The 13264-nt window shown below is 60.1% G+C and carries 12 protein-coding genes; 5 read left to right on the top strand and 7 right to left on the bottom strand.

Features of this window, described 5'->3' with window-relative positions; translation table 11 throughout:
* The first annotated feature begins 17 nt into the window (after window positions 1-17).
* On the top strand, window positions 18-437 hold the full coding sequence (locus IGW04_RS09580) for an organic hydroperoxide resistance protein (protein WP_194712850.1): 420 nt from the start codon (window positions 18-20) through the stop codon (window positions 435-437).
* Window positions 438-513: 76 nt separating this feature from the next.
* Window positions 514-1506, top strand: coding sequence for a bifunctional Delta(1)-pyrroline-2-carboxylate/Delta(1)-piperideine-2-carboxylate reductase (lhpI, locus tag IGW04_RS09585; RefSeq protein ID WP_194712851.1), 993 nt, complete (start codon window positions 514-516; stop codon window positions 1504-1506).
* Here lhpI and IGW04_RS09590 read toward each other — a convergent pair.
* The 3 genes from IGW04_RS09590 to IGW04_RS09600 are packed head-to-tail and all read right to left on the bottom strand — an operon-like array spanning window position 1503 to window position 5268.
* Complete coding sequence (locus tag IGW04_RS09590; protein ID WP_194712852.1) at window positions 1503-3746, bottom strand: xanthine dehydrogenase family protein molybdopterin-binding subunit; 2244 nt, start codon at window positions 3744-3746, stop codon at window positions 1503-1505. The genes lhpI and IGW04_RS09590 overlap by 4 nt on opposite strands.
* Window positions 3743-4738 carry an FAD binding domain-containing protein gene (locus IGW04_RS09595; RefSeq protein WP_194712853.1) on the bottom strand — a complete coding sequence of 332 codons (996 nt, stop codon included), beginning with the start codon at window positions 4736-4738 and terminating at the stop codon, window positions 3743-3745. The genes IGW04_RS09590 and IGW04_RS09595 overlap by 4 nt, the downstream gene beginning before the upstream one ends.
* Window positions 4735-5268: a (2Fe-2S)-binding protein gene (locus tag IGW04_RS09600; RefSeq protein WP_194712854.1), complete on the bottom strand. Its 534-nt coding sequence runs from the start codon at window positions 5266-5268 to the stop codon at window positions 4735-4737. The genes IGW04_RS09595 and IGW04_RS09600 overlap by 4 nt, the downstream gene beginning before the upstream one ends.
* A gap of 385 nt (window positions 5269-5653) precedes the next feature.
* Between IGW04_RS09600 and groES the strand changes: the two genes are divergently transcribed.
* A complete protein-coding gene (groES, locus tag IGW04_RS09605) occupies window positions 5654-5944 on the top strand; it encodes a co-chaperone GroES (RefSeq protein ID WP_194712855.1) in 291 nt (96 codons plus the stop codon).
* Between the two features lie 110 nt (window positions 5945-6054).
* On the top strand, window positions 6055-7707 hold the full coding sequence (groL, locus tag IGW04_RS09610) for a chaperonin GroEL (RefSeq protein WP_194712856.1): 1653 nt from the start codon (window positions 6055-6057) through the stop codon (window positions 7705-7707).
* A 234-nt stretch (window positions 7708-7941) separates the two neighbouring features.
* Here groL and IGW04_RS09615 read toward each other — a convergent pair whose 3' ends face one another.
* The 4 genes from IGW04_RS09615 to IGW04_RS09630 form a co-directional block, all read right to left on the bottom strand.
* Complete coding sequence (locus tag IGW04_RS09615; protein ID WP_194712857.1) at window positions 7942-9513, bottom strand: hypothetical protein; 1572 nt, start codon at window positions 9511-9513, stop codon at window positions 7942-7944.
* A 13-nt stretch (window positions 9514-9526) separates the two neighbouring features.
* On the bottom strand, window positions 9527-10042 hold the full coding sequence (locus tag IGW04_RS09620; RefSeq protein ID WP_194712858.1) for a type III secretion system chaperone family protein: 516 nt from the start codon (window positions 10040-10042) through the stop codon (window positions 9527-9529).
* Window positions 10043-10199: 157 nt separating this feature from the next.
* Window positions 10200-11132 carry a ribosome biogenesis GTPase YlqF gene (gene ylqF, locus IGW04_RS09625; RefSeq protein ID WP_194712859.1) on the bottom strand — a complete coding sequence of 311 codons (933 nt, stop codon included), beginning with the start codon at window positions 11130-11132 and terminating at the stop codon, window positions 10200-10202.
* A gap of 59 nt (window positions 11133-11191) precedes the next feature.
* Complete coding sequence (locus tag IGW04_RS09630; RefSeq protein WP_194712860.1) at window positions 11192-12142, bottom strand: histone deacetylase family protein; 951 nt, start codon at window positions 12140-12142, stop codon at window positions 11192-11194.
* Window positions 12143-12335: 193 nt separating this feature from the next.
* Between IGW04_RS09630 and IGW04_RS09635 the strand changes: the two genes are divergently transcribed.
* On the top strand, window positions 12336-13256 hold the full coding sequence (locus IGW04_RS09635) for an AAA family ATPase (RefSeq protein ID WP_194712861.1): 921 nt from the start codon (window positions 12336-12338) through the stop codon (window positions 13254-13256).
* Window positions 13257-13264 lie beyond the last annotated feature (8 nt).

Genomic DNA, 13264 nt, shown 5'->3' on the forward strand with positions numbered 1-13264 from the left:
TTATAAGGACGAACATCATGCAGATACTCTACACAGCCCATGCCACAGCAACCGGCGGCCGCGACGGCCGCGCCGCCAGCGATGACAATCGCCTGGACGTGCCGTTGAACACCCCAAAGGAACTGGGCGGCGCCGGCGGCGCGGGCACCAACCCGGAACAGCTGTTCGCAGCAGGCTATGCAGCATGCTTCCTGTCGGCATTGAAGTTCGTGGCAGCCCATACCAAGGCCCAGCTTCCGGCCGATACAAACGTCAGCGCGGAAGTCGGCATCGGCCCGAATGACCGCGGCGGTTTCGGGCTGGCAGTCAGCCTGCAAGTCGCCCTGCCCGGCATGGAAGCTGGCGCAGCGCAGGCTCTGGTGAACAAGGCGCATGAAGTCTGCCCTTACTCCAACGCCACCCGCAACAACATCGACGTCGGCCTGCGCATCGCCTGACGACCGAAATCCTGTGCTGAATTGACGGCAGGCAGCCTCTTGCTTACCCTGTTGCCTCTTTCAAGCAGGAGGCAGCATGGTTCCGTTTTTGAATGCCGGGCAGATCAGTGCTGCCCTTCCCTACCCGACGCTCGTCGAATCACTGCGCCTTTCATTCCGCAAGGGCGCGGAAGCCCCGCGGCGTCATGTTCACCCGATCTCGCCTGACAGCGAAGCGGTACTGCTGCTGATGCCGGTATGGCAGCCCGAACGCCATACCGGCGTCAAGGTGGTCACGGTGGCGCCGCGCAATCCCCAGCGCGGCCTGCCGTCGGTGCATTCCATCTTCATGCTGCTCGACAGCGCCACCGGCGCCCCGATCTGCCTGATGGATGGCGAGGAACTCACCTTGCGCCGCACAGCGGCAGCCTCGGCGCTGGCGTCGGAATATCTCTCTCGTGCAGACAGCAGCCGCCTGCTGGCAGTAGGAACAGGCTCGCTGGCGCCTTACATGGCAACCGCGCACTGCGCGGTGCGTCCGATCAGCACAGTCACCGTATGGGGACGCTCGCCGGACAAGGCAACGCACGCCGCCGCCCTGCTGCGGCAACAGCTGGAAGCAAGCGGTATCCAGGCAGAGGTAGAGACCACGACCGACCTGGAAGCCGGCGTGAGAAGCGCCGACATCATCACCTGCGCCACCACCAGCACCACGCCCATCGTGCATGGCGATTGGGTCAGGCCCGGCACGCACGTCGACCTGGTCGGCGGCTTCCGTCCCAACATGCGCGAAGCCGATGACGCATTGATGTGCGGCGCGGCCGTGTTCGTCGATACCTGGAATGGCGCGCTCGCGGAGGCTGGCGACCTGGTGCAGCCGATGGAAGCCGGCAGGCTGGAACGTGCCTCCCTGCAGGCCGAGCTGGCTGACCTGTGCGCAGGACGACACCCCGGACGCAGCGACACGCGGCAGGTAACCCTGTTCAAGTCGGTGGGCGCTGCGCTGGAAGACCTGTGCGCCGCCGACCTGGCCTGGGACCACCACTGTCGCCAGGCCACTTCGCGGCCGCATGGCGGCGCGGCGTTTTAAATCACCTTGTCCAGCGTGATCGGCAGCTCGCGCACCCGCTTGCCGGTGGCATGAAACACGGCGTTGCCGATCGCCGCGGCAACGCCGACGATGCCGATCTCGCCCATGCCCTTGGCGCCCAGCGGGTTGACGATGTCGTCATGTTCCTCGACGAAGATCACGTCGATGTCATGGATGTCGGCGTTGACCGGAATGTGGTATTCGGCCAGGCTGTGGTTCATGAACCGGCCCAGCGCATGGTCGGCCATCGTTTCCTCATGCAGCGCCATGCCGATGCCCCAGACCACGCCGCCGATGATCTGGCTGCGCGCGGCTTTCGGATTGATCACGCGCCCGCCGGCGATGGCGCTGACCACCCTCGTTACCGCTACAGTGCCAAAGTCCTCGTCCACCTCGACCTCGGCGAACACCGCGGAATGGGTATGCATGGTGTATTTCTTTTGCTTGCTTTCCGGCTTCTGATCCACTGAATGCTCGATGCTGTGCAATCCCTTGCTGCGCATGATGTCGGCGATTGCCAGCGACGCCGCCGGCTGCCCGATGCGCTGCACCCGGCCCTCGGTCCATTCGACGTCTTCCGCGCTGGCGCCTGCAAGAGGCGAATCCGGCATCGCGCGAGCGATTGAAAACAATTCGTCCCTGATGGCTTCGCATGCCGTCTTGACCGCCGAACCGACGGAAGAAACGGTCCATGAACCGCCTTCCAGCGGCGCTTGCGGCAATGAGGAGTCGCCCAGCGTGAAGTTCACGTCCTCGATCGCCAGACCCAGCACATCGGCTGCGATGATGGTCATCGCGGTGTAAGTGCCGGTGCCTATGTCGGCGGTGGCGGACGACACCAGCAGCTTGCCTTCGACCGACAGCACCGCCTTGGCGCTGGCCGGCTGCTGCATCGCATCCCAGAAGCCGGTCGCCATGCCCCAGCCCACCAGCGTCTTGCCGCGCCGCGTCGAGCGTGGCGCCGGATTGCGCTTGTCCCAGCCGAACTTTGCCGCGCCCTGCTCATAACAGGCCTTCAATTCCTTGCTGGAGAAAGGCTTGCCGGTATTCTGGTCGTTCTCGGCATAGTTCAGGAGGCGCAGCGCCAGCGGATCGACGCCGGCGGCATGAGCCAGTTCATCCATCGCCGACTCCAGCACATAGACGCCAAGCGTGGCGCCGGGCGCGCGCATGTCGAGGGGCGTATAGACATCCAGCGCCGCGACCTTGTAATCGAGAGTGACGTTGTCGCACTGGTAGGCCGAACCGGACCAGTTCACCACCACCTCGATATAGTCCTCAAAGCGCGATGTTTCCGATACGGTCTGATGCTTGATAGCCAGCAGCTTGCCGCTCTTGTCGGCGCCCAGCGCGATCTGGTGCCGCGTGGCCGGACGATGACCGAAGCTGAACATCTGCTGGCGCGTCAATACCACGCGCACCGAGCGCTTCAGTTCCTGTGCCGCCATCACCGCCAGGAACAGCTGATACTGCGGCCGCAAGCCGGAGCCGAAGGCGCCGCCAACAAACGGCGAACGCACCCGCACCTGTTCCTGCTTCAGGCCGAAGACACCGGTCACATACTGCTGCGTGTTGAGCACGCCCTGCGTCTTGTCGTAGATCGTCAGGTTGCCGTCCACATCGCGCAGCACCGTGGTGGCGTGCATTTCCATCGGATTATGGTGTTCAACCGGCGTGGCATAGTCGGCCAGCACATTGATCTCGGCCTTCTTCAGGGCCGCATCGGCATCGCCGCGCGGCTTGGGCGGCGGCTCGAAGCCACCCTTGCCCTGCTTGGGCGCATAGGCTGCGTCACGCTCGGCGTCCAGGTCGGTCTGGTGCTGGTCAGCCTTGTAGCGGATGTCGATCAGCGCCGATGCGTGGCGCGCCGCCTCGAAGCTGCTTGCCACAACCAGCGCGACCGGCTGCCCGCTGAAGATGATGCTGGCATCGTAGAGCGGCCGGAACGGCGAACCGGAAGGCGAGTCGTCGTCCTGGTAGCTGCGGTCGAACCACGGCAGGCTGGGCCGGTTTTCATGGGTCAGCACATGGATCACGCCTGGCACCGCCAGCGCGCGCGCGGTATCGATGCTGCTGATGCTGCCGCGCGCGATGCCGCTGGAGACCACGACGCCATACAGCAAGTCCTCGGCCGGAAATTCGGCGGCATAGCGCGCCTGGCCGGTGACTTTCAATCTGCCGTCGACACGGCTGGTCGCCGTGCCGATGCGGCCCTGTTGTCTGCTCTGCACTGTACTCATGATTGTTCTTCCATGGCGACGGCACGGCTCAATGCACGGACGATGGTGCGCTTGGCCAGACCGATTTTGAAGGCATTGTGGGCAAGCGGCTGCGCCGGCTGCAGCAGCGCGTCGGCGAAAGCGGTAAAGGACGCTTCGTTCGCCGGCTTCCCGATCAGCAGTTGCTCGGCCTGGCGGTCGCGCCACGGCTTGTGGGCAACGCCGCCCAGCGCCACAGCCGCGCTGCTGATCGTCCCGCCATCCAGCGCCAGGCCGGCTGCCACCGATACCAGCGCGAAGGCATACGAGGCGCGGTCGCGGATCTTGATGTAGCTGTAATGGCCGCTGTAACCCTCTGCCGGCAATTCGACCGCGGTAATGATTTCATCCGGCGCCAGGCTGGTATCGATATCGGGCGTATCCCCTGGCAGTTGGTGAAAGTGGTCGAATTGAATTGCGCGGTCGCCCGCCGGCCCGCTGACATGCACGGTGGCGTCGAGCGCGGCCAGGGCCACGCACATGTCGGAGGGGTGCACCGCAACGCATTGCTCGCTTGCGCCGAGGATGGCGTGGATCCGGTTGACGCCTTCGCGCGCCGGACAGCCCGATCCCGGTTCGCGCTTGTTGCACGGCGTCGCGGCGTCGTAGAAGTAGTAGCAGCGGGTGCGCTGCAGCAGATTGCCGCCGGTAGAGGCCATGTTGCGCAGCTGCGGCGAGGCGCCCGCGAGTATCGCCTGGGACAGCAAGGGGTAGCGGCTGCTGACTTCGCTGTGATAGGCCAGGTCCGCATTCGACACCAGTGCACCGATGCGCAATCCGCCCCCCTTGCCAGCCTCCACAGCTGCCAGCGGCAGATGGGTGATGTCGATCAGGCGTGTCGGACGGGCGACGTCTTCCTTCATCAGGTCCAGCAGGTTGGTGCCGCCGGCGATGAAGCGGGCCTGGCTGTCTCCGGCAAGCAGGGCAAGGGCATCGGCCACGCTGGAAGCGCGCGACAATTCGAATTGGTTCATGGCCGGTCGCCTTTCCCGTCCGTTGGCAGCGCCTGGCGCACGGCGGCGACGATGTTGGGATAGCAGCCGCAGCGACACAGGTTGCCGCTCATCAGTTCGCGGATGTCATCATCGCTTTGTGCCCGGCCCTCCCTGATCAGCCCGACCGCCGAGCAGATCTGCCCCGGGGTGCAATAGCCGCACTGGAAGGCGTCCTGGTCGATGAATGCCTGCTGCACCGGATGCAGCGCCTCGCCCTGCGCCAGCCCTTCCACGGTGGTGATCTCGCAGCCATCCTTCATCGCCGCCAGCGTCAGGCAGGCGTTGACTCGCTTTCCATCGACCAGCACCGTGCAGGCGCCGCATTGGCCGTGATCGCAGCCTTTCTTGGTGCCGGTAAGCTGCAGTTCCTCACGCAGCAGGTCCAGCAACGTGGTCCAGGGTGCCGTCCGGATTTCATGCGGGACGCCATTGAGGGTCAGGCTGATTGTGCAGGATTGCGCACAGGGCGCCTTCTGCGCCGACCTGGCGCGGTCATCGGGACTATTCATGGTGCTGGGCTCCGGAAAGGAAAGGGTGCGCTGTCCGCCATTGCCGGGAGACAGGGCAATAAAGCATTTCATGCTAGTCGCTGCCCCGGCTGGGTACAGGTCGGAAAACAGCTTGAAAGGCTGTAGGAATCCCGGCAGTTATGCGTTGGAATTGATGAAATCGGGCTGTATCCAGTTGGCACGCCCGCCGCTTCGCCCCCCCAATCTTCCAATTTCGACAATTGCCGGTCTTGAAAAGGGGTGTATCCGCCCCTATACTTAGCACTCGCCGACGGAGAGTGCTAATAATTTCCTCGGACCGTCGAATCCCCGCGGTTGAAGGCAGCGGAAAAACGCTGAAATCAGCCGTTTTATATTAATTATTGACAACATTTTAGGAGTTTGTATGGCACTTCGTCCTTTGCACGATCGCGTCATCGTCAAGCGCCTCGACCAGGAAACCAAAACTGCGTCCGGCATCGTTCTCCCTGAAACCGCGGCCGAGAAGCCGGATCAGGGCGAGGTTCTGGCTGTGGGTAACGGCAAGATCCTCGAAGGCGGCCAAGTGCGTCCCCTGGACGTCAAGATTGGCGACCGTGTGCTGTTTGGCAAGTATTCCGGCCAGACCGTGAAAATCAACGGCGAAGAACTGCTGGTCATGCGCGAGGAAGACATCCTCGCCATCGTTCAGCAGTAATGCGGACCGCCATGCGCCGCGCAAGCCGCAGGCCATGGCGACAGCGGCAGCCGGCACCGGCCGGCGCCCCCCCTGCAATCCTATCCAAGAATACTCAAGGAGTAATGAACATGGCTGCTAAAGAAGTCGTATTTGGCGACAGCGCTCGCCACAAGATGGTCGAAGGCGTCAACATCCTGGCCAACGCGGTCAAGGTGACCCTGGGCCCGAAAGGCCGCAACGTGGTTCTGGAGCGTTCCTTCGGCTCCCCGACCGTGACCAAGGACGGCGTGTCGGTCGCGAAAGAGATCGAACTGAAAGACAAGCTCATGAACATGGGCGCCCAGATGGTCAAGGAAGTGGCTTCCCGCACCAGCGACAACGCTGGCGACGGCACCACCACCGCAACCGTTCTGGCCCAGGCCATCGTGCGCGAAGGCATGAAGTATGTTGCCGCCGGCATGAACCCGATGGACCTGAAGCGCGGCATCGACAAGGCTGTCACCGCCCTGGTCGAAGAAGTGCGCCAACTGGCACGTCCCTGCACCACTACCCGTGAAATCGCCCAGGTTGGCTCGATCTCCGCCAACAGCGACAGCTCCATCGGCGACCGCATCGCTGAAGCCATGGAAAAAGTCGGCAAGGAAGGCGTGATCACCGTGGAAGACGGCAAATCGCTGAACGACGAGCTGGACATCGTGGAAGGCATGCAGTTCGACCGCGGCTACCTGTCCCCGTACTTCATCAACAACCCGGACAAGCAAAGCGTCATCCTGGAAAACCCGTTCATCCTGCTGTTCGACAAGAAAATCTCGAACATCCGCGACCTGCTGCCGGTGCTGGAGCAAGTCGCCAAGGCTGGCCGTCCGCTGCTGATCATCGCCGAAGACATCGAAGGCGAAGCGCTGGCAACCCTGGTGGTGAACAACATCCGCGGCATCCTGAAGACCTGCGCAGTCAAGGCCCCTGGCTTCGGCGACCGTCGCAAGGCCATGCTGGAAGACATCGCCATCCTGACCGGCGGCCAGGTCATCGCTGAAGAAGTCGGCCTGACCCTGGAAAAGGTCACGCTGAACGACCTCGGCCAGGCCAAGCGCATCGAAGTGGGCAAGGAAAACACCACCGTCATCGACGGCGCAGGCCAGAGCGCTGCGATCGAAGCCCGCGTCAAGCAGGTTCGCGTGCAGATCGAGGAAGCGACTTCCGACTACGACCGTGAAAAGCTGCAGGAGCGCGTTGCCAAGCTGGCAGGCGGTGTTGCAGTGATCAAGGTTGGCGCCGCCACCGAAGTCGAGATGAAGGAGAAGAAGGCACGCGTGGAAGATGCGCTGCACGCCACCCGCGCCGCTGTGGAAGAAGGCATCGTTCCTGGCGGCGGCGTGGCCCTGCTGCGCGCTCGCGCCAACCTGAACATCAAGGGCGACAACAGCGACCAGGACGCAGGCATCAAGATCGTTCTGCGCGCCATCGAAGAGCCGCTGCGCATGATCGTCCAGAACGCCGGCGAGGAAGCATCGGTGGTGGTTGCCAAGGTGCTGGAAGGCACGGGCAACTTCGGCTACAACGCCGCCAACGACACCTACGGTGACCTGGTCGAGCAAGGCGTGCTGGATCCGGCCAAGGTGACCCGCACCGCACTGCAAAACGCGGCATCGATCGCCAGCCTGATGCTGACCACCGACTGCACCGTGACCGAACTGGCTGAAGACAAGCCGGCCGGCGGCCCGGGCATGGGCGGTATGGGTGGCATGGGCGGCATGGGTGGCATGGACGGCATGATGTAATTGCTGTCTAACAGCAGCACCGTGAAATGAGAAAGGGCAGCCAGTTATCTGGCTGCCCTTTTAATTTGCCTGGGCAATCTGCTTGAGCTAGCAGTTACTTCAAGCAGTTTGCAATGCTTGCGTGATTTGAACTCGGTGAGCAGAAACGTTTGCTTTTATAACATTAGTCCTGTATCTGCGAATGTAATATTGCTTGCTTCAAGACCCAAGTTTGAAGTTCTTAACCCACGCACCTTACACATATTCTGTTATTGCTTCGTTCCACTGAAATTGATCACCGGAAGCACCGACGTTCCGATGCCCTCTCCTTACATCACGCGTTTCCAAGTCATCGATTTCCTGCTTTAAAAAGGAGGCATGGAAATCCTGACCTCCACTATCTTCATCTTCCGATTCTGTTTCTTTTGTTGTATCGGTATCAATCTCATCCGCATTTTCCTTTGCGGGAGCTGCGCCGCCAGCATTGTTCATTTTCCTTACCACCAAGCCAGCAACACTAAGAACCAGCACGCTGGCCAGCGATATGGTAGCAAGAATGGCAGAAGCAAGAATGAAGCCGGGCTGGGCTAACAATGAAGCTGTTACAAGAGCGGCTAAAACAATACTGATAACGGATACAACGACGTTCAGCACCCCTTTAGCAATCCTTATAGCACTTACCTTCAGCTGGTTTTCCAACTTGCTTAGCTGTTCTGCCATCTCCTTTTTTTTAGATTGATCTGTTTCTTGATTCAGTTCTTTCCTTAACGACTCCAGTTTCGCTTTCTGACTTCTGTACTCCACTATCCCCTGCCCCACCTCAAACAGGTTTGCGACGAGGCTGATTGAACTAGTAATGATAGAGAAAACGGGGATGGGTAAGGGGATGGCCAGGCTCGGAACGAATTTTGATATTGCTGAAACTGCAGACAGTACCGCCCCGCTGAATAATAAAAATTCTTTTCCGAAAGACATCCAATTAGCCGAAATTTGTGATTTCCATTCCTGCAAAATTTTTTTTATTTCTTGCAAACTTTCACTGAAAACCTGAGAAGCATTTTTACTGCGTACTTTTTTTGTTGCTTCGCCAATTCCAGTTTTCAGCTCCTCGATTTCAGCCTTCACCTCCTCAATTTCCGTCTTCAGCTTCTGGGCTATTTCCCCGGTTTTTGGAGAATCAAGAATCGCATTATGACCTGCGAGCAACATCGCAATAAAGCTTGTTGCAAGGTATACCGATGCCATTACTACCGTAATGATTGCAAAAATGGAAAGTTCGAAAAAATTATTTGAAAACTTTGCCCCTTCCACTGCGATCGGAATCGCCGCACGTATTCCAGTTGAGACGATGCAAAGCCCTGAGAAAATCGTTCGAGCCACTTCATCCGTGGAGGAATTGAAAACCGAGGCAAATTTGCTGCAAACCGTATTCAGGGTAGGCACCAGCATTGTGAATAAACTCGCACCAGCCAATGCAGTAGCCATACCTGCGACAATGCTAGTCGACTCAGGGTTTTTGTCATCACTGCCCAGCGCGGACAGGTCATTGAAGAAATTCTGGTAGCAGGTTTTGACGCGGTCAAAAAATCCCTTTTGTTTTTCTTCGTCCATATCTCCGATGCCGGCACTTTTATATAGATTTTCGGCTTCCGCTGCATATTCTTCGAAGTCTAATTCACTGGGATTTTTATCAAGAAGGGGATTTATATCTGAGTCGTCATCCGAATGCCTACCACTAGCGGCCGGAGTTTCCTGGCAATGAGACAGGACGTCCTGTTTTTCATATCCATCATCGTCCGAAAATTTATAAGTTACGCGTTGGGCCATTCAGCAACCTCCTTCAAGCAAACCCACCACCAAGCATTGGGCCTGCATTCTGGCCAATGTTACTTATTGCATGATTTCCGTTACGCCAGGATTCCACCAGTGGCGCCAGCATCTCGTCGAGATAACGGGAAAAATCTGGTTTTCTTGCATAGCATTCAAATTTCCCCAAAGAAAGGTGAATCACAAGAATGGCATTGCCATTTTCAGGATGCAGCGCCATGAAAGGGAGAAGATTCGATTTATTTCCGCAATTCGATTCAAGCATCAAGCGCCATATATTGCCACGCGCCTTTTCCTCTATTGCGCCGAGATCAATCACCATGCGACATAAATCGGCTGGCTCAAAAAACTGGAACCAGACCCTGGCATTGTTTGAAACAATTGGTTTGCCAAAAAAAATGCTGTCAGCATCCCAATCAGGCGACGATGCACAGGCAGTTTCAAGAATGCGGCGGTAATCCTGCAGTCCCATCACGATCCCCCAAGCTATCGACACATGACTCTCAAGTGCTTTCGCTGCCTTGGTCATGGTCCAAATTGAGTATCAGGAGCTGATTTCTTCGTTCCTAGAAGAATGTTACAAATCGAAATGAGCGAAATTGCAATTGGCGCGAGCACTACAAATGGAAACGCCCGCATTACACGGGCGAATGAAATGATGGTTTGCGGGGAGAACTGCTATTCGGCTAGCTGGCGTGAGGGCGTAGTGAACTATCTTCGTCGTCATCCTGCTGAACTTCTCCCAGCGAAGGCGGCGGCTGATAAGAAGCCAGCAATTCCACCCGGCTCTGCGGCGTCTCCAGGCTCACCCTACCCAGCGCGCCGCTGCGGTAATCCTGCAGCAAGGTATGCGCCGCCTTTTCCAAATCCGGCTCACCGCCTTTCAGGCGATAAGCCCGGCGCCTGGCAATTCCTTCGATCACGCTAACGCCATCGATGCCCTCGGTCGGAAAGCCATACCGCGCGCTCACCAGCGCCGGGTAACGCGCCAGCAGCATCTCGGCGAGAAACGTGGCCACCTCCTCCTCGATCAGCGCATTGCTGCCGATCGCATGGCTGGCAGCCAGCATCAGGCCGTCGCTTGGGTGCTCGATTTTCGGCCACATCATGCCAGGCGTGTCAATCAGCACGATGTTGTTGCCCAGATAAAGCCGCTGCTGGGTCTTGGTGACAGCCGGCTCGTCGCCCACCTTGGCGACGCGTTTCTTCAGCAGCGCATTCATCAGCGTCGATTTGCCGACATTGGGTATGCCCATGATCATGATGCGCAGCGGTTTCAGCGCGGTGCCGCGGTTGGGCACCAGCTTGATGCACAGTTGCGGGATTTTCGCGACGTCGGACGGCTTCTTGCAGCTCAGGGCCACCGCATTGACGTCCTTCTGCTGGTTGTAATGCTTGATCCAGGCGCTGGTGGCGGCCGGGTCGGCCAGGTCGGCCTTGTTCAGGATCTTCAGGCAGGGCCGCTGCCGGAACAGGCGCAGCCTTTCGATCATGGGATTGCTGCTGGCCTGGGGAATGCGCCCGTCCAGCACTTCGATCACCATGTCAACCTTCTCCATGGATTCTTCCGCCTTCTTGCGGGCGGCGTTCATGTGACCGGGGAACCATTGAATAGACATAGGGCGCTTCTCTGAAAATGAAGGCCGTATTCTACCCGCAGCGACTCCGCCGGCCGCGCCTACTCGAGTTCGGCGAGCGCCTTCAGGTGCGCCACCACGCTGCGCCCCAGCGCCGACAGGTTGTAGCCGCCTTCCAGGCAGCTAACGATGCGGCCTTCTGCATGCTCCTTCGCCACCGCCATGATCTGGCGGGTAATCCAAGCGTAATCGGCCTCCACCAAGCCCATCTGCCCCATGTCGTCTTCCCGATGGGCGTCGAAGCCGGCGGAAATGAAGATCATCTGCGGCCGGAAGGCGCGCAGCGCCGGCAGCCACAGTTCGGTAACCAGCTGCCTGACCTTTTCGCCGCCGGTGTAGGCCGCGACCGGCACATTGACCATGTTGGGATTGAATTGCGACTCGCCGCCGACACCGCTGTACGGATAGAAGGGATGCTGGAAAAAGCTCGCCATCATCACCCGCGGCTCGTAGACGAAGGCTTCCTCGGTGCCGTTGCCGTGATGGACGTCGAAGTCGACGATCGCCACCCGTTCCAGCCGATGCACTTCCAGCGCATGTCGGACGGCAATGGCGACATTGTTGAACAGGCAGAAGCCCATGGGCTCGGACGGCCTGGCATGGTGGCCGGGCGGACGCACCGCGCAGAAGGCATTGTCCAGGTCGCCCGCGATCACCGCGTCGGTGGCCGCGATCGCGGCGCCGGCGGCGCGCAGGGCCGCTTTCCAGCTGTGCGCATTGAGCAGGGTGTCGCCGTCGATCGGGTAATAGGCGTCGGCGGGACTGCCGGGCGGCGGCACGTTGTCCCTTACCCTGGCGATGGCGTCCTGGTCATGCACCCGCGCGATTGCCCCGACGTCCGCCAGCGGCGCTTCGCGATGGTCGATGAAGCTGTCGATACGGCTGGCGATGAGCTGGTCTTCGATCGCCTGCAACCTGGCTGGAGACTCGGGATGCCAGCCGCCCATTTCATGGGCCAGGCAGTCGGTGTGGCAGTAGATGGCAGTGGTCATGTTGAGGAACGCTGCACGCGCGTTCTCGCATAGAATGCCCGTAGTTTAACGAAAAACCGGTTTTTTGCATGCCATTTTATTCACTGCTGCTGGAACAAGTGGTTTATTCAAAGCAATAACACAGGGCGTTGCCATACTACAATAAGGTCCTGCATCCCGTTTCCATTTCGCCCCACCTCCCAACAGGAACACTATGTATTCCAGAATTCATGCCGTTGCCGCGCAGGTCGGAGAAGTCATCGTTGGCAAGGAGATGCAGATACGGCAGGCGCTGGTGTGCCTGCTGGCGGGTGGGCACCTGCTGATCGAGGATGTGCCAGGCGTGGGCAAGACCACGCTGGCGCATGCGCTGGCGACGTCGCTGGGGCTGAAGTTCAACCGGGTGCAATTCACCAGCGATCTGCTGCCGGCCGACGTGGTGGGCATCTCCGTGTTCGACCGCGAGAAAAACGGTTTTTCCTTTCACCCCGGCCCGGTATTCACCCAGGTGCTGCTGGCCGATGAAATCAACCGCGCCACGCCCAAGACCCAGTCGGCCCTGCTGGAGGCGATGGAAGAACGCCAGGTCTCGGCCGACGGCGTGACGCGCGAGCTGCCCGACCCGTTCTTTGTCATCGCCACCCAGAATCCCACCCACCAGATCGGCACCTTCCAGTTGCCCGAGTCGCAACTGGATCGCTTCCTGATGTGCCTGTCGCTCGGCTATCCGGATGCGACGGCGGAGCGGGCGCTGCTGATGGGCGAGGACCGGCGCGCGATGGTCAAGGCCATGCGTCCCGCGATGACGCCGGGCGAACTGGCCGATGCCCGTGCCGGGCTGCGCGATGTGCATGCTTCCGCGGCGCTGGTGAATTATGTGCAATCGCTGGTGCAGGCGTCGCGCCAGGGCGGCCTGTTCGCCGAGGGGCTCAGTCCACGCGCCGCCATCGCACTGCTGCAGGCGGCGCGCGCCTGGGCGGCGCTGGAAGGCCGCAACCATGTGCTGCCCGAGGACGTGCAGGCAGTGCTGCTGCCGGTTGCCGCGCACCGGCTGCGGCCGCTGCGCTCGGCCGGCGGCAGCGCGGCGTCCAGCCGCGACCTCGTGCTGCAGCTGATGAAAACCGTTCCCGTCTGACCGTTCGC

Origin of the sequence: Noviherbaspirillum soli, assembly GCF_015352955.1 — a bacterium.
Taxonomy (GTDB): domain Bacteria; phylum Pseudomonadota; class Gammaproteobacteria; order Burkholderiales; family Burkholderiaceae_D; genus Noviherbaspirillum_A; species Noviherbaspirillum_A soli.

Coding starts and splice junctions, on each gene's coding strand:
- IGW04_RS09580 (WP_194712850.1), top strand. CDS start 18: ATGCAGATACTCTACACAGCCCATGCCACAGCAACCGGCGGCCGCGAC.
- lhpI (WP_194712851.1), top strand. CDS start 514: ATGGTTCCGTTTTTGAATGCCGGGCAGATCAGTGCTGCCCTTCCCTAC.
- IGW04_RS09590 (WP_194712852.1), bottom strand. CDS start 3,746: ATGAGTACAGTGCAGAGCAGACAACAGGGCCGCATCGGCACGGCGACC.
- IGW04_RS09595 (WP_194712853.1), bottom strand. CDS start 4,738: ATGAACCAATTCGAATTGTCGCGCGCTTCCAGCGTGGCCGATGCCCTT.
- IGW04_RS09600 (WP_194712854.1), bottom strand. CDS start 5,268: ATGAATAGTCCCGATGACCGCGCCAGGTCGGCGCAGAAGGCGCCCTGT.
- groES (WP_194712855.1), top strand. CDS start 5,654: ATGGCACTTCGTCCTTTGCACGATCGCGTCATCGTCAAGCGCCTCGAC.
- groL (WP_194712856.1), top strand. CDS start 6,055: ATGGCTGCTAAAGAAGTCGTATTTGGCGACAGCGCTCGCCACAAGATG.
- IGW04_RS09615 (WP_194712857.1), bottom strand. CDS start 9,513: ATGGCCCAACGCGTAACTTATAAATTTTCGGACGATGATGGATATGAA.
- IGW04_RS09620 (WP_194712858.1), bottom strand. CDS start 10,042: ATGACCAAGGCAGCGAAAGCACTTGAGAGTCATGTGTCGATAGCTTGG.
- ylqF (WP_194712859.1), bottom strand. CDS start 11,132: ATGTCTATTCAATGGTTCCCCGGTCACATGAACGCCGCCCGCAAGAAG.
- IGW04_RS09630 (WP_194712860.1), bottom strand. CDS start 12,142: ATGACCACTGCCATCTACTGCCACACCGACTGCCTGGCCCATGAAATG.
- IGW04_RS09635 (WP_194712861.1), top strand. CDS start 12,336: ATGTATTCCAGAATTCATGCCGTTGCCGCGCAGGTCGGAGAAGTCATC.